Source organism: Kitasatospora sp. NPDC042419 (assembly GCF_056437345.1).
The window spans coordinates 90179-110703 of the sequence record NZ_JBWKAW010000005.1 but is presented as its reverse complement, the minus strand read 5'-3'; the positions used below and the strand labels follow the sequence as shown (position 1 = coordinate 110703).

The following is a 20525-nucleotide window of genomic DNA, read 5'->3' as shown; positions in this document are numbered from 1 at the left end:
GGACGGGCCCCGGAGTCCGCGCGACTCCGGGGCCCGTCCGCCGCGGGGCTCAGCCCGCGCCGATCACGTCCCGCACCTCCGCGAAGTGGCAGGCCGACTCGTGCGCGGCCGGCCCGGCCAGCACCGCGGGCACCGCGAGCAGCGGGACCTCGGTGGAGCAGCGCTCCTCCGCCTTCCAGCAGCGGGTGCGGAAGCGGCAGCCGGACGGCGGGTTGGCCGGCGACGGGATGTCGCCGCTGAGCAGGATCCGCTCCCGGTGCTCGCGCCCGGTCGGGTCGGGCACCGGGACGGCCGACAGCAGCGCCTGCGTGTACGGGTGCGTCGGGTGCGAGTAGATCTGCTCCTCCGTCCCGATCTCGACCATCTTGCCGAGGTACATCACGCCGACGCGGTCGGAGATGTGCCGGACGATCGAGAGGTCGTGCGCGATGAACATGTACGAGAGCTCGAACTCGTCCTGCAGCTGCTCCAGCAGGTTGATCACCTGCGCCTGGACGGAGACGTCCAGGGCCGAGACGGGCTCGTCGCAGATGATGACCTCCGGCTTGAGCGCGAGGCCGCGGGCGATGCCGATGCGCTGGCGCTGACCGCCGGAGAACTGGTGCGGATACCGGTTGATGTACTCCGGGTTCAGGCCGACGACGTCCAGCAGGTCCTGGACCGCCTTGCGGCGGTCGCCCTTCGGCGCCACCTCGGGATGGATCTCGAACGGCTCCCCGATGATGTCGCCGACCGTCATGCGCGGGTTCAGCGAGGTGTACGGGTCCTGGAACACCATCTGGATGTTCCGCCGCACCGCCTTCAGGCCCGCGCCGGACAGCCGGGAGATCTCCTCGCCCTTGAACAGGACCTGGCCGGAGGTGGCCCGCTCCAGGTTCATCAGCACCTTGGCCAGCGTCGACTTGCCGCAGCCGGACTCCCCGACGATGCCGAGGGTCTCGCCCTTGGCCAGCCGGAAGGAGACGCCGTCCACGGCCCGTACCGCGCCGACCTGCTTCTTGAAGACGATGCCCTGGGTCAGCGGGTAGTGCTTGACCAGGTCCTTGACCTCCAGGATCGGCTCAGCCATGGAGGGTCTCCTTCCAGAAGTGGCAGGCGCTGCGGCGGCCCGGAAGGTCGGCCCCCTCGGCGTCCAGTACCGGTACCAGTCGCGGGAGTTCGGTACCGCAGACGTCCTGCGCCCGGTCGCAGCGCGGGTTGAAGGCACAGCCGTCCGGGATCCGCAGCAGGCTCGGCGGCAGGCCCTGGATGGCGTAGAGGTTCTGGCCCTTCTGGTCCAGGCGCGGGATCGAGTTGAGCAGGCCCTTGGTGTACGGGTGCGCCGGGCGGGCGTACAGCTCGTGCACCGGCGCCGTCTCGACGATCCGGCCCGCGTACATCACGGCGATCTTGTCCGCGACGTCGGCGACCACACCGAGGTCGTGGGTGATCAGGATCAGACCCATGTTGAACTCGGCCTGCAGCTCCGCGAGCAGGTCCATCACCTGGGCCTGGACGGTGACGTCCAGGGCGGTGGTGGGCTCGTCCGCGATGATCAGGTCCGGCTCCAGGGCCAGCGCCATCGCGATCATGATGCGCTGGCGCATGCCGCCCGAGAACTGGTGCGGGTAGTCGCCGACCCGCTCCTTGGCCGCGGGGATGCGCACCCGCTCCATCAGCTCGATCGCCTTCTCCTTGGCCTCCTTGCGCGAGGCCCCCTGGTGCACCCGGAACATCTCGCCGAGCTGGTAGCCGACGCTCAGCACCGGGTTCAGCGAGGAGAGCGCGTCCTGGAAGATCATCGCGATCTTCCGGCCGCGCACCGCCCGCCGGGCCTTGGGGCTCATGGCGAGCAGGTTCTCGCCCCGGAACCGGATCGAGCCGGCGGTGATCTTCCCCGGCGGCATGTCCAGGATGCCCATGATCGCCTGGGCGGTCACCGACTTGCCCGAACCGGACTCGCCGAGCACCGCCAGCGTCTCCCCCGCCGCCACCGAGTAGCTCACGCCGTTGACGGCCTTGGCGACGCCGTCCCGGGTGTGGAACTCGATGTGCAGGTCCTCGACCTCCAGCAGCGGGGTGCCGGGCACCAGGTTCTCCCGGCCGCCGCCGAGCACTTCCACCGCGTTCCGGCGCGCCGCGCCGTCCTTCGCCGTCGGCTTGGTCAGATCAGTCATGGTCCGCGGCCCTCCTCAGCGCAGCTTCGGGTCGAGGGCGTCGCGCACCGCGTCGCCGAGCATGATGAACGCGAGCACGGTGACGCTCAGCACGGCTGCCGGGAAGAGCAGCACGTGCGGGGCGTTCAGGAAGCGGCTCTGAGCGTCACTGATCATCAGGCCCCAGGAGATCGCCGGGGACTGGATGCCGATGCCGAGGTAGGAGAGCGCGGCCTCGGCGCCGATGTAGACGCCCAGGTTGATGGTCGAGACGACGATCACCGGCGCGACCGCGTTCGGCAGGATGTGTCGGCTGACGATCCGCCCGGTGCCCGCGCCCAGGGCCCGGGCGGCCACCACGTAGTCGTTGTGCTTGTTGGCGAGCACCGCCGAGCGCATCAGCCGGTAGATCTGCGGCCAGCCGAGCACGGCCATCACCGCGGAGACCGTCCAGGCGTTGCCCTTGCCCCAGGTGGACATGATCAGCATGCCGCCGAGCAGCAGCGGGATGGCGAAGAAGATCTCGGTGACCCGGGAGAGCACGCTGTCCCAGAAGCCGCCGATCCAGCCGGCCCAGAGGCCGAGCATGCCGCCGACGGCGACCACCAGCGTGGTGGTGACCAGGCCGACGATGATCGAGTTGCGGGCGCCCCAGACCGTCCGGGTGTAGATGTCGCAGCCCTGGACGTCGAAGCCGAACCAGTGATCGGCACTGGGGCGCTTCAGCGAGTCGGCCAGGTTGCAGAAGCCGCCCGCGCGCGGGTCCCCGTCGGTGAACAGCCCCGGGGCGACCGCCAGGACCACCATGAACAGCACGAGGAACCCGCCGATCAGGAACAGCGGGTTGCGGCGCAGGTCGTACCACGCGTCGGTCCAGAGGCTGGCGACCCGCTCCGCGCCGTCCTTGCCCTTCTCGCCGGCCCCCTTGCCGTCCGGGCCCTTCTTGTCGAGCGACGCCTTGGCGAGCGGCGCGGCCTCGGCCGCCGGCCCGCTCGCGGCTGTCCCGGCAGCGGGCTGCCCGGGGATCGCCACCGTCGCGTCCTCGCTCTTCGTCGGCTCACTCATAGCGGATCCTCGGGTCCAGGACGGCGTACAGCAGGTCGACCACCAGGTTGGCGAACAGGTAGACCAGCACCAGGGCGCTCACGATGCCCACGACGATGGTCCGTTCCCGCAGGTAGACGGACTGGAAGAGCTGGTGTCCGACGCCGGGGATGTTGAAGATGCCCTCGGTGATCACAGCGCCGCCCATCAGCCCGCCGAGGTCCATGCCGAGGAAGGTGACGATCGGGATCAGCGCGTTGCGCAGCCCGTGCCGGACCACCACCCGCAGCGGGCTGAGCCCCTTGGCGACCGCCGTGCGCACGTAGTCGGCCCGCATGACCTCGATCAGGCTGGTCCGGGTGAGCCGGGCGACGTACGCCAGCGAGGTCGAGGCGAGCACGTAGGCGGGCAGCAGGTAGGACCGGAAGCCGGCCTCCTCGTTGAAGGAGACCGGGAAGAAGTCGATGCCCAGATCGGTGTTGAGCTTCACCCCGAGGAGCAGTTGGAGCACGAAGCCGATCACGAAGACCGGGATCGAGATGACCATCAGGGTGGAGATCAGCACCACGTTGTCGATGAACCGGCCGCGCCGCAGGGCGGCGATCACGCCTGCGGTGATGCCCACCACCATCTCGATCACGATCGCGGTGAGCGCAAGGTTGATGGTGTACGGGAAGGCCGTCTTCATCACGTCCACGACCTGGTTGCCGCGGTAGTCCTCGCCGAAGTCGCCCTGGAAGAGGCCGACCAGGTAGTTCCAGTACTGGATGAAGAACGGGTCGTCGAGGTTGTACCGGTCCCGCAGGACCGCCACGACGGCCGGGTCCTGTCGCTTCTCACCGGCCAGTGCCGTGATGGGATCCCCAGGCAGCAGGAAGACCAGTGCGTAGATAAGGAACGTCGCGCCGAGGATCACAGGTATGGCCTGGATGATCCGGCGGACCACATAGCGGCCCATGCGGTCTCCTCGTGGTCGGGGCACGCCTCAGCCGGGCGGCGCGGGGGTTTCCCGCGCCGCCCGCCTCGGCGTGCCGGTCAGCTGGGGGACGGTCAGGCCAGTTCGACGTTGGCCAGGTCCATCTGCCCCTGGGCGTTGACGTTCACGTTCTTGACGCCCTTGGTGTAGGCCGCAGAGGACATGTAGGTGTACACCGGGATGTACGGCAGGTCCTTGATGAGGATGTCGTCGGCGGCCTGGTAGAGCTTGATGCTCTCGGCGTCGTCCCTGGCCGCGTCGGCCTTGGCCAGTGCGGCCTCGAACTCCTCGTTGACGTAGCCGCCGTAGTTGGACCCGTTCTCGATGGCGATCTTGGAGAAGATCGGGCGCAGGTAGTTCTCGATCGACGGGTAGTCCATCGACCAGGCCATGCGGAAGGCCCCGGAGTACTTCTTCTCGCCCAGCGCGGTGAGGATGGCGCCGAACTTCTCGAACGGCTTGAAGGTGACCTCGATGCCGAGGTTCTTCTTCAGCTGGTTGCCGACGGCCTCGATCCACTCCTTGTGGCCGCCGTCGGCGTTGTACCCGATCTCGATCGTGTTGCCGGGCAGGCCGCCGGCCTGGGTGTAGAGCTCCTTGGCCTTCGCCGGGTTGTACGTGGCGACCTCGCCGAGCGCACCCTGGCGGTATCCCGGAATGATCGGGTTGATGAAGTCGTCGGCCGGCTTGCGGGTGCCCGAGAAAATCGTCTTGGTGATCGCCTCGCGGTCGATCGCCATGGAGATCGCCTTGCGCAGGCCCGGGTTCTGGAACGCCGGGTTCGTGGCGATCGGGAATCCGATGTAGCCGACGCCGGATTCCGGCTTGTAGATGTAGCGGTCACCGAACTCCTGGGCGACCGTCGCCATCGCCGAGATCGGCAGCTTGTCGGTGATCTGGATGTTGTTCGCGCGCAGGTCGTTGTACGCGGTTTCCAGCTTGTCGTAAATCTTGAAGGTGACGGAATCCAGCTTGGCCTTGCCGTCCGACGCCGGGAAGTTCTCGTAGCGCTTGACCTTGATCTGCTTGTTGTGCTCCCACTTCCCCTCGATCTGGAAGGCGCCGTTGCCGATCGGCGCGTCCTCGAAGGCCTTGGTGTCGGTGAAGAAGGCCTTCGGGAGCGGGAAGAAGGCGTTGTAGCCGAGCATGGTCTTGAACTGCGAGAACGGCGCCTTGAGGGTCACCGTGAAGGTCTTGTCGTCGACGACCTTGAGGCCCTTGAGCTTGTCCGTGGTGGGCGTCTTGTCCTTGCCCGGCGCGAGCTCCTCGGACCCGAGGATCTTGTCGAAGAACGGCAGGGCCTCCTGCGCGTTGGCCTGGTTCGCCCCGTAGTTCCAGGCGTCGACGAAGGACTGGGCGGTGACCTTCTCGCCGTTGTGGAAGGTGTAGCCGTCCTTGAGCTTGATCGTCCAGAGGGTGGCGTCCGTGGTCTCGATCGCCTCGGCGACCCGCAGCTTCGGCGAGTTGTCCTTGATGTCGTAGTCGACCAGGCCGGCGAAGAGCGCGTTGAGGACCTCGGAGCCCTCGGACTCCGCGGTGTTCTGCGGCACCAGGCCGTGCTGCGGCTCACCCAGCTCGACGCTGATCGAGCCGCCCTTCTTGCCCGCGCCGGCGTCCCCGTCCGAGGACTTCTTGCCGCTGCTGGTGGTGCAGGCCGAGACCGCGAGCGCGGTGCACGCCGCCAGCGCGGTCCAACGCATCGTCTTGGTGAGCCTCATTCAACTGCTCCTCGATTTAGGGGCTTACGAACGAACGGCGCCTCGCCAGTCGGTGTGCCGGGCATGGCGAAGGTCGACATCTCAGGGCCGATCCGCACAGGTGGCGAGGTGACCACTGATACGCGCAGAGCAACTATCGATCACCTGACCCCTTCGGTGGAATCGCCGTCACATCTCTTTTCAATTACATGCTCAGACCAACCCGTGACAATACTCGGCAAATTCCTCCATATCGCGCTCGGAGCCGTCAATTCCACTTTCCGAATAACGAACAAATGGCACCGGTATTTGACGCATTACGAAGCGTAATGATCATTCCCGGGCGCCCCGGACGGCGTCCGCCGGGGAATTGCCGCAGGTCGGCGGCCCACAACGCGAGAGCGCGCCCTCCGAACGGAGGACGCGCTCTGTGAGTGGGGCGTACGCCCGGTGTCAAACGGTTTCCGGGCCGCTCCCGGGCTCTCCCCCGGGCCCGTTCCCGGACTCCCCCTCCGGCGCCCGCTCCCCCGGCCCGCGCTCACCCGCGAAGTGGCACGCCGAGTCGTGCGCCGCGAGGCCGTCCAGCCAGGCGGGAGCGGTCAGCAGCGGGACCTCCACCGCGCACCTCTCCTGCGCCTTCCAGCAGCGGGTGCGGAAGCGGCAGCCGGACGGCGGGTTCGCCGGCGAGGGCACGTCCCCCGTCAGCACGATCCGGTCCCGCGTCTGGCGCGCCGTCGGGTCGGGCACCGGGACGGCGGACAGCAGCGCCTGGGTGTACGGGTGGGTCGCGTGCTCGTAGATCTCCCGGTCGCTGCCGATCTCGACCATCCTGCCGAGGTACATCACGCCGACGCGGTCGGAGATGTGCCGGACGATCGAGAGGTCGTGCGCGATGAACATGTACGAGAGGTTGAACTCCCCCTGGAGCTGCTCCAGCAGGTTGATCACCTGCGCCTGGACGGAGACGTCCAGGGCCGAGACGGGCTCGTCGCAGATGATGATCTCCGGCTTGAGCGCGAGGCCGCGGGCGATGCCGATGCGCTGGCGCTGGCCGCCGGAGAACTGGTGCGGGTACCGGTTGATGTACTCCGGGTTGAGACCCACCACGTCCAGCAGGTCCTGGACCGCCTTGCGGCGGTCGCCCTTCGGCGCCACCTCGGGGTGGATCTCGAACGGCTCCCCGATGATGTCGCCGACCGTCATGCGCGGGTTCAGCGAGGTGTACGGGTCCTGGAACACCATCTGGATGTTCCGCCGCACCGCCTTGAGACCCGCGCCGGACAGCCGGGAGATCTCCTCGCCCTTGTAGCGCACCGATCCACCTGTGGCCGGCTCCAGGTTCATCAGCACCTTGGCCAGTGTGGACTTGCCGCAGCCCGACTCCCCGACGATGCCCAGCGTCTCCCCCTGCATCAGGTCGAAGGAGACGCCGTCGACGGCCTTGACGGCGCCGACCTGCTTCTTGAACAGCACGCCCTTGGTCAGCGGGAAGTGCTTGACCAGGTCACGGACCTCCAGGATCGGCTCGCCGCGCGCCACCTCCTGGGCGAAGACGGCCTCCACCGGCACCTCGGCCGCCCCGAGCACCGGAGCCCCGGCCCCCGGAACCCCGGCTTCGGGAGTCCCGGCTCGGGGAGCTCCGGCCCCGGTAGCGCCGGCCCCCGAGGTGGCCCCGCCGGAGCTCGCCCCGCCCGCGCTCGTCCCGTCAGCGGTCATGGAGGGTCTCCTTCCAGAAGAAGCAGGCACTGCCCCGGCCGGCCAGCTCGATGCCGTCGTCCTCGGTCACCGGGAACAGCTCCGGCACCTGCCCCCGGCAGATGTCCTGCGCCCGCGGGCAGCGCGGGTTGAACGCGCAACCCGGCGGGATCCGGAGCAGGTTGGGCGGCAGGCCCTTGATCGCGTACAGCTCCTGGCCCTTCTGGTCCAGGCGCGGGATGGAGTCCAGGAGCCCCCTGGTGTACGGGTGCGCCGGGCGCGCGTACAGCTCGTGCACCGGCGCCGTCTCGACGATCCGGCCCGCGTACATCACGGCGATCTTGTCCGCGACGTCGGCGACCACACCGAGGTCGTGGGTGATCAGGATCAGGCCCATGTGGTACTCGGCCTGCAGTTCCGCGAGCAGGTCCATCACCTGGGCCTGGACGGTGACGTCCAGGGCCGTGGTGGGCTCGTCCGCGATGATCAGGTCCGGTTCCAGGGCCAGCGCCATCGCGATCATGATGCGCTGGCGCATGCCGCCCGAGAACTGGTGCGGGTAGTCGCCGACCCGGTCCTTCGCGGCCGGGATCCGCACCCGGTCCATCAGCTCGATCGCCTTCTCCTTGGCCTCCTTGCGCGAGACGCCGTGGTGGGCGCGGAACATCTCGCCGAGCTGGAAGCCCACGGTGAGCACCGGGTTGAGCGAGGAGAGCGCGTCCTGGAAGATCATCGCGATCTTCCGGCCGCGGATCTTCCGGCGCTCCTCCTTGCCCATGGCGAGCATGTCCTGTCCGCGGAACCGGATCTCACCGCGGGGGATGCGGGCCGGCGGCATGTCGAGGATGCCCATGATCGCCTGGGCGGTCACCGACTTGCCCGAACCGGACTCGCCGAGCACCGCCAGCGTCTCCCCCGCCCGCACGCTGTAGCTGACCCCGTTGACCGCCTTGGCCACCCCGTCCCGGGTGACGAACTCGACGTGCAGGTCGCGGACGTCGAGCAGCGGGCCCTCGTAGGGCTTCTCCCGTTCGGACCTGCCGGTTTCGACTGCTGTGGTCACGATGCGTCCCCTCGCTCAGCGCAGCTTCGGGTCGAGGGCGTCGCGCACCGCGTCGCCCAGCATGATGAAGGCCAGCACGGTGATGGAGAGCGCCGCGGCCGGGAAGAACATCACGTACGGCGCGGTCCGGATCACCTTCTGGGCGGAGGAGATGTCGATTCCCCAGGAGATGGTCGGGTCCTGGAGGCCGATGCCGAGGAAGCTCAGCGTCGCCTCGGTGGCGATGTAGCCGCCGAGGGCGATGGTGGCCACCACGATCACCGGGGCGACCGCGTTCGGCAGGATGTGCCGGAACATCAGCCGCCCGGTACCGGCGCCGAGCGCCCGGCCGGCCACCACGTAGTCGGACTGCTTGACCGTCAGCACCGCGCCGCGCATGACGCGCGCGATCTGCGTCCAGCCGAGGAAGGCGAGCGCGATCACCACGCTCCACACCGTGCGGTGGGAGAAGGCGTTCAGCAGCACCAGCGCGCCGAGCAGCAGCGGAATGCCGAAGAAGACGTCGATGACCCGGGAGATCACGGCGTCCACGCCGCCGCCGAAGTAGCCGGCCACCATGCCGGCCAGCCCGCCGAGCACGGTCACCGCGGCGGTCACGCAGATGCCGACGGTGATCGAGGCCCGCGCGCCGTAGACCACCCGGGCGTAGATGGAACGGCCCTGGCCGTCGTAGCCGAACCAGCCGGCGCCGAAGAAGTCCGTCCAGTCCGGCCGCTTGAGGTAGTCGTTGACCAGGTCGGCCTTGCGCGGATCGGCGTCGGTGAACGCCCAGGGGAAGATCGCCATCACGATCAGCAGCACGATCAGCACCGCGGAGATCAGGAAGATCGGCCGCCGCCGGAGGTCCCGCCAGGCGTCGCCCCAGAGGCTGCGGGCCTCTTCCCGCTTGACCGGGTCGGGCTCGACCAGGGTCTCCTGCTCGACCGCCATGCCCTGCTCGCCGGCGTAGTCCAGGTGGTCCACCCCCGGCTTGGGATGCCGTTCGTACGAGCTCTCGTCGTGGATGTCAGGCATAGCGGATCCTCGGGTCCAGGACCGCGTAGAGCAGGTCGACGATGAGGGAGGCGACCAGGTAGACGATCACCAGGACGGTCACGATGCCGACGATGGTGGGCCCCTCCTTCTGGTTGATCGCCCGGTACAGGACGTTGCCGATGCCCTGCACGTTGAAGATCCCCTCGGTCACGATCGCGCCGCCCATCAGCGCACCCAGGTCGGTGCCGAGGAAGGTGACCACCGGGATGAGCGAGTTGCGGAGCAGGTGCCGGGTGATGATGGTCCGCCGGGGCAGGCCCTTGGCGACCGCCGTGCGCATGTAGTCGGCCCGCAGGTTCTCGCCGATCGAGGTCCGGGTGAGCCGGGCGACGAACGCGAGTGAGAGCGAGCCCAGCACGATGGCCGGGAGGATCAGCTGCGAGAGGTCCGTGGAGTCCTGCACCGTCGGGGTGACCCAGCCCAGGTTGGTCGCGAAGACCGTCTGGGCGATGTACGCCAGTACGAAGACCGGGATCGAGATCACCAGCAGGGTGAGGACCAGCACCAGGGTGTCCTGGATGCTGCCGCGCTTGAGTCCGGAGAGCACGCCCAGGCAGAGCCCGAAGATCATCTCGAAGAGGAACGCCATCAGGGCCATCCGGATCGTGACCGGGAAGGCGTCCGCCATGATCTCGCTGACCGGCCGGCCGGTGAAGCTGGTGCCGAAGTCCCCCTGGAAGAGGTTCCCCATGTAGTGCAGGTACTGCTTCCAGAGCGGCTGGTCCAGGTAGTACTTGTGCTTGAGGTTGGCCACCACGGCGGGGTCGGCGGCCTTGTCCCCGAACAGCGCCGCGACCGGGTCGCCCGGCAGCGTGTAGACCATCAGGAAGATCAGCAGCGTGGTGCCGAAGAACACCGGGATCATCTGCAGCACCCGTCGCAGCACATAACTGCCCATCCGAGCCTCCTTCCTAGCTATCTGACCGAGTGCCCGGGCCCCGCCCTCCGTGCGGGGAGGGCGGGGCCGGCGCTGGGGGGCTGATCAGCCCTTGACCTCGACCTGGGTCCAGGCGGGGTTGCCGAAGGAGTCGAACGTGACGTTCTGCACCTTGGTGGAGTAGCCGGAGTTGGTGCGGTAGTACCAGAGCGGGACGGCCGGCATGTCGTTCGCCAGCACGGCCTCGGCCTGCTGGTAGCCGGTCACCGTGTCGGCCACGCTGGCGGCCTGGTCGGCCTGGTTGGCGAGCTGGTCGAACTGCGGGCTGCTGTAGCCGAAGTCGTTGGACGAGGCGCCGGTGCGGTAGACGTCGGCGAGGAAGTTGGCGTTCAGCGGGTAGTCCTGCACCCAGCCGGTGCGGAACGCGCCGTTGATCTGGTGCCCGGTGATGGCCGCCCGGGCCGTCTTGAAGTCGGGCTTCGGGTCGCCCACGCAGTCCACACCGGTGCTCTGCCGGATCGAGTTGCAGACCGCGTCGACCCACTCCTTGTGGCCGCCGTCCGCGTTGTAGGTGATCGTCAGCTTGTTGCCGGGGACGCCGCCGCCCTCGGCGATCAGCTGCTTGGCCTTGGCCGGATCGAAGTTGCAGTTGTCACCGCACTGGCCCTCCTTGTAGCCCTCGACGCCCTCGGCGACCCAGGCCGAGGCCGCCTTGCGGGAGCCCTGGAGCACCGTCTTGGTGATGGTGTCGCGGTCGATCGCCATCGACAGGCCCTGGCGGACCTTGGCCTTCTCCGGCGGGGCCCAGTCGGGCTGGTACAGGGTGAAGCCGATGTTCTGGATGGCGCCCTGCGGGGCGTCGATCGCGCGGTCGCCGAGGTCGCTCTTGTAGGTGGCCAGCGCCGACGGGGGCACCTGGTCGATCACGTCCAGGTTGTTGGACAGGAGATCGGCGTAGGCGGCCTCGGAGGTGCTGTAGATCTTGAAGACGATGCCGCCGTTCGCCGGCTTGTCGACGCCCTGGTAGTTCGGGTAGGCCTTGGTGACCACCTGCTGGTTGTGGTCCCAGCTGACGAACTGGTACGCGCCGTTGCCGACCGGCTTCTGGCCGTACCCGGCCGGGTCGTTGAAGAAGGCGTCCGGCAGCGGGGAGAAGGCGATGTAGCCCAGCTTGTACTCGAAGTAGGAGACCTTGCTGTTCAGCTTCACGGTGAAGTGCAGGTCGTCCACGACGGTCAGCCCGGACATCTTGTTCGTGGTCGGCTGGCCGCTCGCCGGGTGGACGTCCTGGTAGCCCTCGATGTCGGAGAACCAGGAGCCGTTGATCTGGTTGTTGGTCGTGGTCGCGGCCCAGTTCCAGGCGTCCACGAAGTTCTTGGCGTGGACCGGGGTCCCGTCGTGGAAGGTCCAGCCGTCCTTCAGCGTCACGTTGAAGGTCTGGGCGTCGCTGGTCTGGATCGTGTCCGCGACCTGCATCCGGAGCTTGGCGTTGCTCGGGTCGTAGTCCACCAGCCCCTTGAACAGGTTCTGCAGGATGCGCCCACCACCCGTCTCGTTGGCGTTCGCCGGCTGGAGCGGGTTCTGCGGCTCGGTGCTCTGGTAGCTGAAGGTCTTGCTGGCGTCCGACGAACCGTCGCTTCCGCCGTCGCTTCCGCTGCTGCACCCGCTGGCCACCAGGGCCACGGACGTCGCTGCGGCGAGGACCCATCGAGCACGGGTGGCTGCGGGCATGGAGGTCCCTCCTCAAGGTGTGTGACGCATCACACCCCATGAGAAGCGCGCCCGCGCGGCGGCGCGAGTCGGGTACCCCCGGACGGGTGCAGGGGAGGGCCGGGGGGTTGACGGAACGCCGGAAGGGCCCGCGGCGCGAGGCCGCGGGCCCTTCCGGGCGGAGTGAACCGGGATCAGGCGGCGGCCGTCTCCCGGACCTCGGCGAAGTGGCACGCCGACTGGTGCTTGGCCGCGCCGGTCAGCACCTCGGGCACCGCGAGCAGCGGGACCTCGGTCGAGCAGCGCTCCTCCGCCTTCCAGCAGCGGGTGCGGAAGCGGCAGCCGGACGGCGGGTTGGCCGGCGAGGGGATGTCACCGGTCAGGATGATCCGGTCGCGGGACTCGCGCGCCGTCGGGTCCGGCACCGGCACCGCGGAGAGCAGCGCCTGGGTGTACGGGTGCGTGGCGTTCTCGTAGATCTCCTCGTCGCTGCCGATCTCGACCATCTTGCCGAGGTACATCACGCCGACGCGGTCGGAGATGTGCCGGACGATGGAGAGGTCGTGCGCGATGAACATGTAGGAGAGCTCGAACTCGTCCTGCAGCTGCTCCAGCAGGTTGATCACCTGCGCCTGGACGGAGACGTCCAGGGCCGAGACGGGCTCGTCGCAGATGATGATCTCCGGCTTGAGCGCGAGGCCGCGGGCGATGCCGATGCGCTGGCGCTGGCCGCCGGAGAACTGGTGCGGGTACCGGTTGATGTACTCCGGGTTCAGGCCGACGACGTCCAGCAGGTCCTGGACCGCCTTGCGGCGGTCGCCCTTCGGCGCCACCTCGGGGTGGATCTCGAACGGCTCCCCGATGATGTCGCCGACCGTCATGCGCGGGTTCAGCGAGGTGTACGGGTCCTGGAACACCATCTGGATGTTCCGGCGGACGGCCTTGAGGCCCGCGCCGGACAGCTTGGAGATGTCCTCGCCCTTGAACAGGACCTGGCCGGAGGTGGCCCGCTCCAGGTTCATCAGGACCTTGGCCAGCGTGGACTTGCCGCAGCCGGACTCGCCGACGATGCCGAGGGTCTCGCCCCTCGCCAGGTCGAAGGAGACGCCGTCGACGGCCTTGACGGCGCCGACCTGCTTCTTGAAGAGGATGCCCTGGGTCAGCGGGTAGTGCTTGACCAGGTCCTTGACCTCCAGGATGGGCTCAGCCATGGAGGGTCTCCTTCCAGAGGTGGCACGCGCTGCGGCGGCCGGTGAGCTCCTTGCCGTCCTTGTCGGTCACCTGGTGCAGCTTCGGGATCTCCGTGCGGCACAGGTCGGTGGCGACGTCACAGCGGGGGTTGAACGCGCAGCCGGCCGGGACCTTCAGCAGGTTCGGGGGCAGGCCCTTGATCGCGTACAGCTCCTGGCCCTTCTGGTCCAGGCGCGGGATGGAGCGGAGCAGGCCCTTGGTGTACGGGTGCGCCGGGTTGGCGTACAGCTCGTGCACCGGCGCCGTCTCGACGATCCGGCCCGCGTACATCACGGCGATCTTGTCCGCGACGTCGGCGACCACGCCGAGGTCGTGGGTGATCAGGATCAGGCCCATGTTGTACTCGGCCTGCAGCTCGGCGAGCAGGTCCATCACCTGGGCCTGGACGGTGACGTCCAGGGCGGTGGTGGGCTCGTCCGCGATGATCAGGTCGGGCTCCATGGAGAGCGCCATCGCGATCATGATGCGCTGGCGCATGCCGCCCGAGAACTGGTGCGGGTAGTCGCCGACGCGCTGGCGGGCGGCGGGGATGCGCACCCGCTCCATCAGCTCGATCGCCTTCTCCCGGGCCTCCTTCTTGGAGGCGCCGCGGTGCACCCGGAACATCTCGCCGAGCTGGGCGCCGACGGTCATCACCGGGTTCAGCGAGGAGAGCGCGTCCTGGAAGATCATCGCGATCTTCTGGCCGCGGATCTGCCGGCGGTCCTCCTCCTTCATCGCGAGCATGTCCTGCCCGCGGAAGAGGATCTGGCCCTGGCTGATCTTGCCGGGCGGCATGTCGAGGATGCCCATGATGGTCTGGGCGGTCACCGACTTGCCGGAGCCGGACTCGCCGAGCACCGCAAGGGTCTCGCCGGCGGCCACGGAGTAGTTGACGCCGTTCACGGCCTTGGCGACGCCGTCCCGGGTGTGGAACTCCACGTGGAGGTCCTTGACCTCCAGCAGCGGGGTGCCAACCTCCAGGCGGCCGGTCTTCTGGTTCTTCTCGATCACGGTGGTCATCGGGTCGTCACCTCTTCTCTCAGCGGAGCTTCGGGTCGAGGGCGTCGCGCACCGCGTCGCCGAGCATGATGAAGGCCAGGACAGTGACGCTCAGCACCGCGGAGGGGAAGAGCAGCACGTGCGGCGCGTCGAGGAAGCGGACCGACGCGTCGCTGATCATCAGGCCCCAGGAGATCTCCGGCGGCTGGACGCCGATGCCGAGGTAGGACAGGGCCGCCTCGGCGCCGATGTAGACACCCAGGCTGATCGCGGAGACGACGATGACCGGCGCGATGGCGTTCGGCACGATGTGCCGGAAGGTGATCCGGCCGGAGCCGGCGCCGAGGGCGCGGGCCGCCATCACGTAGTCGTTGTTCTTGTTCGACAGCACCGAGGCGCGCATGATGCGGAAGATCTGCGGCCAGCCGAGCACGGTCATCACGACCGAGACCGTCCAGGCGTTGCCCTTGCCGAGCATCGACATGATCAGCATGCCGCCGAGCAGCAGCGGGATCGAGAAGAAGATCTCGGTGAAGCGCGAGAGGATGCTGTCGATGATCCCGCCCTTCCAGCCGGCCAGCAGGCCGAGGAGCGCGCCCACCAGGGTGACCATGGTGGTGGTCAGGACCCCGACGATGATCGAGTTGCGGGCACCCCACACCGTGCGGGTGTAGATGTCGCAGCCCTGGACGTCGAAGCCGAACCAGTGCTCGGCACTGGGCCGCTTCAGCGAGTCGGCCAGGTCGCAGGCCCCGGAGTCGAACGGGCTGCCGTCCGTGAACAACTGCGGCACGGCGGCCAGCAGGAGCAGGAACGACACCAGCACGGCACCGATGATGAAGACCGGGTTGCGGCGCAGGTCGCGCATCGCGTCCGACCAGAGGCTGGCGACGCGCTCCGGCTTCTGCTTCTTCTCCGGCGAGGACTTCGGGGTGTTGTCCTCGGAGGGGGCCTCGGCGCCCTTGGTGATGGTCTCACTCATAGCGGATCCTCGGGTCGAGCACGGCGTACAGCAGGTCCACGAGCAGGGTGGTGACGAGGTAGATCATCACCAGCAGCGTGACGACGCCGACGATGATCGTGCCCTGCTTCTGGTACACGGCCTGGGCGAGCAGACCGCCGATGCCGTGGATGTTGAAGATCTTCTCGGTGATGACCGCGCCGCCCATCAGACCGCCGAGGTCGGCACCGAGGAAGGTGACGATCGGGATCAGCGCGTTGCGCAGGGCGTGCCGGCCGATCACCCGACGGCGCTTCAGGCCCTTGGCGACCGCGGTGCGGACGTAGTCCGCGCGCATGGTCTCCATCAGGCTGGTGCGGGTCAGTCGGGCCACGTAGGCCAGCGAGGTCGAGGCGAGCACGAAGGCCGGCAGCAGGTACGCGCGCAGGCCGTCTTCCTCGTTGAAGGAGACCGAGAAGATCTCGATGCCGTAGTCGTTCTTGAGCTTGACGCCGAGCACGAGCTGGAGCACGAAGCCGGTGACGAAGACCGGGATCGAGATCACGAACAGCGTGCTGATGAGGACCAGCTGGTCCAGGAACTTGCCCTTGCGCAGGGCCGCCATGACGCCCGCCAGCACACCGATGATCGCCTCGATGACGAATGCCACGATGGCGAGGTTCACGGTGAACGGGAACGCCTCGCTGATCATGTCGCTCACCGAACGACCGGTCAGACTCTCACCCAGGTCGCCCTGGAAGACGCCGGTGATGTAGTTCCAGTACTGGAGCAGGAACGGGTCGTTCAGGTGGTACTTCTGGCGGATCATCTCCGCCACGAGCGGATCGGCCTTCTTCTCGCCGGCCAGCGCCTGCACCGGGTCACCGGGCAGGCTGAAGCACAGCCAGTAGATCAGGAACGTCGCACCGATCAGGACAGGGATTGCCTGTATAAGTCGGCGGATGACATAGCGGCCCATCAGACCTCCATACTTTCGGACAAGGAAGGGAGGCGGGAGGACCCGGACTGTAGTCCGGTCCGCCCGCCCCCGTTCGTCTGATTAACCGGATCAGCCGGCGAGCTCGACCTCGTCCAGGTTCATGCGACCCTGGGCGTCGGTGTCGAAGTTCTTGATCTTCTTGCTGTACGCGGCGGAGGACATGTAGGTGTACACCGGGATGTACGGCAGCTCCTGGACGAGGATGTCATCGGCCTGCTGGTACAGCTTCTGACCCTCCTCCGGGGTCTTCGCCTGGTCGGCCTGGTCCAGCAGGGTCTCGAACTGCTCGTTGACGTAGCCGCCGTAGTTCGAGCCGTTCTCGATCGCGACCTTCGAGAAGATCGGACGGAGGTAGTTCTCGATCGACGGGTAGTCCATCGACCAGGCCATGCGGAAGCCGCCGGAGTACTGCTTGTCGCCCAGCGCGTCCAGGATCTTGCCGAACTTCTCGAACGGCTTGAGGGTGACCTCGACGCCCAGGTTCTTCTTCAGCTGGTTGGCGACGGCCTCGATCCACTCCTTGTGGCCGCCGTCGGCGTTGTAGCCGAGCTCCAGGGTGTTGTTCGGGACACCGCCGGCCGTGTCGAAGAGCGACTTGGCCTTGGCCGGGTCGTACTTCGCCGCGTCGCCCATGGCGCCCTTGCGGTAACCCGGGATCAGCGGGTTGATGAAGTCGTCGGCCGGGACGCGGGTGCCCGAGAAGATCGTCTTGGTGATCGCCTCGCGGTCGATCGCCATCGAGATCGCCTTGCGGATCTCCGGCTTGCCGTAGGTGGCCGGGTTGGTGGCGATCGGGAAGCCGATGTAGCCGACGCCGGACTCCGGCTTGTAGATGTAGCGGTCGCCGAACTCGCCCTTGACCGTGCCCATGGCCGAGATCGGGAGCTTGTCGGTGGCCTGGATGTTGTCGGCGCGCAGGTCGTTGTACGCCGTCTCCAGCTTGTCGTAGATCTTGAAGGTGACGCCCTGCAGCTTCGCCTTGCCGTCAGCGGCCGGGAAGTTGTCGTAGCGCTTGACCTTGATCTGCTGGTTGTGCTCCCACTTGCCGTCCATCTGGAACGGGCCGTTGCCGATGGGGGCCTCTTCGAAGGTCTTCTTGTCAGCGAAGAAGGCCTTCGGCAGCGGGTAGAACGCGTTGTAGCCCAGCATGGTCTTGAACTGGGAGAACGGCGCGGTCAGGGCGACGGTGAAGGTCTTGTCGTCGACGACCGTCAGGCCCTTGAGCTTGTCGGTGGCCGGCTTCTTGTCCTTGCCCGGGGCCAGGTCGGCGGAGCCGTCGATCTTGGCGAAGAACGGGAGGCCCTCGGCCGCGTTGTCCTGGTTGGCACCCCAGTTCCAGGCGTCGACGAAGGACTGGGCGGTCACCTTCTCACCGTTGTGGAAGGTGTAGCCGTCCTTCAGCTTGATCGTCCAGAGCTTGCTGTCGGGGGACTCGATCGACTCCGCGACGCGCAGCTTCGGCTCGTTGGTCTTGTTGTCGTACTCGACCAGGCCGGCGAAGAGGGCGTTCAGGACCTCGGCACCCTCGGACTCCGCGGTGTTCTGCGGAATCAGGCCGTGCTGCGGCTCACCGAGCTGAACAGCGATCGTGCCGCCGCCCGAGGCAGCCTTGTCGCTGCTCTTCGAGCTGGTGCTGCAAGCGGTCGCCGCAAGGGCGATCGCGGTCGCCGCGACGAGCCACTTGGTCTGGGTTGCACCACGCATGGGGGGATGCCTCCTGAATTCGACTTTCCAACGAGGAGAGCACCGCGGGCGGTGGACACCGGGCCGCCGTGCCGTCCGCGCTCGTGGTTTCGGCGCGCACCCCTGCGCGTTAACCCTTGACCCGAGCCTGACTGCACCCACTATGTGTCACGGACGGACACGAAAGTGACCAATGCCGATCTCAATTAGGTCACATGAACGGTCGGTAAGTTTCGAAAATCGGACATAAGAGACATACTCAGACAGGCATTAAACGGACAGTCGTCATGAATGACGGACTGTCACGTTCGCTCAGCGGACACCTTGCCGTGGTAAGCGCTATTCCGTTTATACGCGCGTCGACAGCGTGGAGTGATTGAAAAAGTTCGCCCCCCTCTCCATCGGAAAGGGGGGCGACGGTTTCCGGCCAAAGCACGGCCGGAGGGCTCAGAAGGCGGTGATCAGACCTTCTTGGCGCGCGAGGCGGTACGGCCACGGTCCTTCTGGTCCAGCACGACCTTACGGATGCGAACAGTCTCCGGGGTCACCTCGATGCACTCGTCCTCGCGGCAGAACTCCAGCGACTGCTCCAGCGAGAGCTTCCGCGGCGGGACGATCGACTCGGCGACGTCGGCGTTCGACGACCGCATGTTGGTGAGCTTCTTCTCCTTGGTGATGTTGACGTCCATGTCGTCGGCGCGCGAGTTCTCGCCGACGATCATGCCCTCGTACACCTCGGTGCCCGGGTCGCAGAAGAGCACGCCGCGCTCCTGCAGGTTGGTCATCGCGAACGCGGTGACCACACCGGCCCGGTCGGCCACCAGCGAACCGTTGTTGCGGGTCGTCAGGGTGCCGAACCACGGCTCGTGGCCCTCGTGGATCGAGTGCGCGATGCCGGTGCCGCGGGTGTTGGTGAGGAACTCGGTCCGGAAGCCGATCAGGCCGCGGGACGGCACCACGAACTCCATCCGGACCCAGCCCGAACCGTGGTTGGACATGTTGTCCATCCGGCCCTTGCGGATGCCCATGAGCTGGGTGACGGCACCCATGTGCTCCTCGGGGACGTCCACGGTGAGGCGCTCGACCGGCTCGTGCGTCTTGCCGTTGACCTCCTTGGTGACCACCTGCGGCTTGCCGACGGTCAGCTCGAAGCCCTCGCGGCGCATGGTCTCGATCAGGATGGCCAGCGCCAGCTCACCGCGGCCCTGCACCTCCCAGGCGTCCGGGCGCTCGGTGTCCAGGACGCGCAGCGAGACGTTACCGATCAGCTCGCGGTCCAGGCGGTCCTTCACCTGGCGGGCGGTGACCTTGCGGTCGACCCGGCCGCTGGACTTGGCGTCCGCGCCCTTGCCGCTGCCGCCACGGCCGACCAGCGGCGAGGTGTTGGTGCCGATGGTCATCGAGATGGCCGGCTCGTCCACCGTGATCAGCGGCAGCGCGATCGGGTTCTCCGGGTCGGCCAGGGTCTCGCCGATCATGATCTCGGAGATGCCGGCGACGGCACAGATGTCGCCCGGGCCGGCCACCTCGGCCGGCTTGCGGGTGAGCGCCTCGGTCATCAGCAGCTCGGAGATGCGGACGTTCGAGATGGTGCCGTCGCGCTTGATCCAGGCCACGGTCTGGCCCTTGCGCAGCTCGCCCTGCTCGACGCGGAGCAGCGCGATGCGGCCGAGGAAGTTGTCGGCGTCGAGGTTGGTGACGTGGGCCTGGAGCGGCGCGTCCTCCTCGAACGTCGGGGCCGGGACGTGCTCCAGGATGGTGGAGAAGAACGGCTCCAGGCTGTCGCTGTCGGCGGGAACGGAACCGTTCTCCGGCTTGGTCAGCGAGGCGACGCCGTCACGGGCACAGGCGTAGACGATCGGGAACTCGATCTGGTCCTCGTCCGCGTCCAGGTCGAGGAACAGGTCGTAGGTCTCGTTGATGACCTCGTCGATCCGGGCGTCCGGACGGTCGGTCTTGTTGATGCACAGGATGACGGGCAGGCGCGCGGTGAGCGCCTTGCGGAGCACGAAGCGGGTCTGCGGGAGCGGACCCTCGGAGGCGTCGACGAGGAGGACGACCGCGTCCACCATCGACAGACCGCGCTCGACCTCGCCACCGAAGTCGGCGTGGCCCGGGGTGTCGATGATGTTGATGGTGATCGGAGCGCCACCATCCTTCGGGTGGTACTTGACGGCGGTGTTCTTCGCGAGAATGGTGATGCCCTTCTCGCGCTCCAGGTCGTTGGAGTCCATCATCCGGTCGTCCAGCTGCTGGTGCGCGGCGAAGGCGCCGGCCTGCTTGAGCATGGCGTCGACCAGGGTGGTCTTGCCGTGGTCGACGTGGGCGACGATGGCGACGTTACGGATGTCGTTGCGCGTGGGCATGCCTAGCAGATTCTCCCGGAATCGTGGGTTTCGGCGCCCGGCTGCGTGACGCGCACTTGCGACCCATGTTGG

Annotated in this window: 16 protein-coding genes; all 16 read right to left on the bottom strand. The window is 67.6% G+C overall.

The window, feature by feature from the left end; translation table 11 throughout:
• Positions 1 to 49: 49 nt before the first annotated feature.
• Positions 50 to 1069, bottom strand: a complete 1020-nt coding sequence (locus AC067J_RS12635) for an ABC transporter ATP-binding protein (protein WP_478298367.1) — start codon at positions 1067 to 1069, stop codon at positions 50 to 52.
• A complete protein-coding gene (locus AC067J_RS12630) occupies positions 1062 to 2156 on the bottom strand; it encodes an ABC transporter ATP-binding protein (RefSeq protein ID WP_478298365.1) in 1095 nt (364 codons plus the stop codon). Before AC067J_RS12630 ends, AC067J_RS12635 begins: the two co-directional genes overlap by 8 nt.
• A 15-nt stretch (positions 2157 to 2171) precedes the next feature.
• The gene (locus tag AC067J_RS12625) at positions 2172 to 3200 is read right to left on the bottom strand and encodes an ABC transporter permease (protein WP_478298363.1); all 1029 of its coding nucleotides are present in this window, start codon (positions 3198 to 3200) and stop codon (positions 2172 to 2174) included.
• A complete protein-coding gene (locus AC067J_RS12620) occupies positions 3193 to 4137 on the bottom strand; it encodes an ABC transporter permease (RefSeq protein WP_478298361.1) in 945 nt (314 codons plus the stop codon). Before AC067J_RS12620 ends, AC067J_RS12625 begins: the two co-directional genes overlap by 8 nt.
• A gap of 92 nt (positions 4138 to 4229) precedes the next feature.
• Positions 4230 to 5873 (bottom strand): peptide ABC transporter substrate-binding protein, encoded by a 1644-nt coding sequence (locus AC067J_RS12615; protein ID WP_478298360.1) that lies wholly within the window; start codon positions 5871 to 5873, stop codon positions 4230 to 4232.
• 432 nt (positions 5874 to 6305) lie between these two features.
• Positions 6306 to 7568: an ABC transporter ATP-binding protein gene (locus AC067J_RS12610; RefSeq protein WP_478298358.1), complete on the bottom strand. Its 1263-nt coding sequence runs from the start codon at positions 7566 to 7568 to the stop codon at positions 6306 to 6308.
• The gene (locus AC067J_RS12605) at positions 7558 to 8610 is read right to left on the bottom strand and encodes an ABC transporter ATP-binding protein (protein ID WP_478298356.1); all 1053 of its coding nucleotides are present in this window, start codon (positions 8608 to 8610) and stop codon (positions 7558 to 7560) included. The genes AC067J_RS12610 and AC067J_RS12605 overlap by 11 nt, the downstream gene beginning before the upstream one ends.
• 15 nt (positions 8611 to 8625) lie before the next feature.
• Complete coding sequence (locus AC067J_RS12600) at positions 8626 to 9540, bottom strand: ABC transporter permease (protein WP_478298936.1); 915 nt, start codon at positions 9538 to 9540, stop codon at positions 8626 to 8628.
• 76 nt (positions 9541 to 9616) lie between these two features.
• Positions 9617 to 10543: an ABC transporter permease gene (locus AC067J_RS12595; RefSeq protein ID WP_478298354.1), complete on the bottom strand. Its 927-nt coding sequence runs from the start codon at positions 10541 to 10543 to the stop codon at positions 9617 to 9619.
• Positions 10544 to 10627: 84 nt separating this feature from the next.
• The gene (locus AC067J_RS12590) at positions 10628 to 12253 is read right to left on the bottom strand and encodes a peptide ABC transporter substrate-binding protein (RefSeq protein WP_478298352.1); all 1626 of its coding nucleotides are present in this window, start codon (positions 12251 to 12253) and stop codon (positions 10628 to 10630) included.
• A 173-nt stretch (positions 12254 to 12426) separates the two neighbouring features.
• Positions 12427 to 13443 (bottom strand): ABC transporter ATP-binding protein, encoded by a 1017-nt coding sequence (locus AC067J_RS12585; protein WP_478298350.1) that lies wholly within the window; start codon positions 13441 to 13443, stop codon positions 12427 to 12429.
• On the bottom strand, positions 13436 to 14485 hold the full coding sequence (locus tag AC067J_RS12580; protein ID WP_478298348.1) for an ABC transporter ATP-binding protein: 1050 nt from the start codon (positions 14483 to 14485) through the stop codon (positions 13436 to 13438). The genes AC067J_RS12585 and AC067J_RS12580 overlap by 8 nt, the downstream gene beginning before the upstream one ends.
• A 19-nt stretch (positions 14486 to 14504) precedes the next feature.
• Positions 14505 to 15446, bottom strand: coding sequence for an ABC transporter permease (locus tag AC067J_RS12575; protein ID WP_478298346.1), 942 nt, complete (start codon positions 15444 to 15446; stop codon positions 14505 to 14507).
• Positions 15439 to 16383 (bottom strand): ABC transporter permease, encoded by a 945-nt coding sequence (locus tag AC067J_RS12570; protein WP_478298344.1) that lies wholly within the window; start codon positions 16381 to 16383, stop codon positions 15439 to 15441. Before AC067J_RS12570 ends, AC067J_RS12575 begins: the two co-directional genes overlap by 8 nt.
• A 90-nt stretch (positions 16384 to 16473) precedes the next feature.
• Positions 16474 to 18108 (bottom strand): peptide ABC transporter substrate-binding protein, encoded by a 1635-nt coding sequence (locus tag AC067J_RS12565; protein WP_478298343.1) that lies wholly within the window; start codon positions 18106 to 18108, stop codon positions 16474 to 16476.
• 440 nt (positions 18109 to 18548) lie between these two features.
• Positions 18549 to 20453, bottom strand: coding sequence for a translational GTPase TypA (gene typA / locus AC067J_RS12560; protein WP_478298342.1), 1905 nt, complete (start codon positions 20451 to 20453; stop codon positions 18549 to 18551).
• Positions 20454 to 20525: the final 72 nt, after the last annotated feature.

What these genes read in the sequence shown, in the direction of transcription:
- AC067J_RS12620 (WP_478298361.1), bottom strand. Translation starts at nt 4,137, where the DNA reads ATGGGCCGCTATGTGGTCCGCCGGATCATCCAGGCCATACCTGTGATC.
- AC067J_RS12570 (WP_478298344.1), bottom strand. Translation starts at nt 16,383, where the DNA reads ATGGGCCGCTATGTCATCCGCCGACTTATACAGGCAATCCCTGTCCTG.
- AC067J_RS12610 (WP_478298358.1), bottom strand. Translation starts at nt 7,568, where the DNA reads ATGACCGCTGACGGGACGAGCGCGGGCGGGGCGAGCTCCGGCGGGGCC.
- AC067J_RS12595 (WP_478298354.1), bottom strand. Translation starts at nt 10,543, where the DNA reads ATGGGCAGTTATGTGCTGCGACGGGTGCTGCAGATGATCCCGGTGTTC.
- AC067J_RS12615 (WP_478298360.1), bottom strand. Translation starts at nt 5,873, where the DNA reads ATGAGGCTCACCAAGACGATGCGTTGGACCGCGCTGGCGGCGTGCACC.
- typA (WP_478298342.1), bottom strand. Translation starts at nt 20,453, where the DNA reads ATGCCCACGCGCAACGACATCCGTAACGTCGCCATCGTCGCCCACGTC.
- AC067J_RS12575 (WP_478298346.1), bottom strand. Translation starts at nt 15,446, where the DNA reads ATGAGTGAGACCATCACCAAGGGCGCCGAGGCCCCCTCCGAGGACAAC.
- AC067J_RS12600 (WP_478298936.1), bottom strand. Translation starts at nt 9,540, where the DNA reads ATGGCGGTCGAGCAGGAGACCCTGGTCGAGCCCGACCCGGTCAAGCGG.
- AC067J_RS12590 (WP_478298352.1), bottom strand. Translation starts at nt 12,253, where the DNA reads ATGCCCGCAGCCACCCGTGCTCGATGGGTCCTCGCCGCAGCGACGTCC.
- AC067J_RS12565 (WP_478298343.1), bottom strand. Translation starts at nt 18,108, where the DNA reads ATGCGTGGTGCAACCCAGACCAAGTGGCTCGTCGCGGCGACCGCGATC.
- AC067J_RS12580 (WP_478298348.1), bottom strand. Translation starts at nt 14,485, where the DNA reads ATGACCACCGTGATCGAGAAGAACCAGAAGACCGGCCGCCTGGAGGTT.
- AC067J_RS12635 (WP_478298367.1), bottom strand. Translation starts at nt 1,069, where the DNA reads ATGGCTGAGCCGATCCTGGAGGTCAAGGACCTGGTCAAGCACTACCCG.
- AC067J_RS12585 (WP_478298350.1), bottom strand. Translation starts at nt 13,443, where the DNA reads ATGGCTGAGCCCATCCTGGAGGTCAAGGACCTGGTCAAGCACTACCCG.
- AC067J_RS12625 (WP_478298363.1), bottom strand. Translation starts at nt 3,200, where the DNA reads ATGAGTGAGCCGACGAAGAGCGAGGACGCGACGGTGGCGATCCCCGGG.
- AC067J_RS12630 (WP_478298365.1), bottom strand. Translation starts at nt 2,156, where the DNA reads ATGACTGATCTGACCAAGCCGACGGCGAAGGACGGCGCGGCGCGCCGG.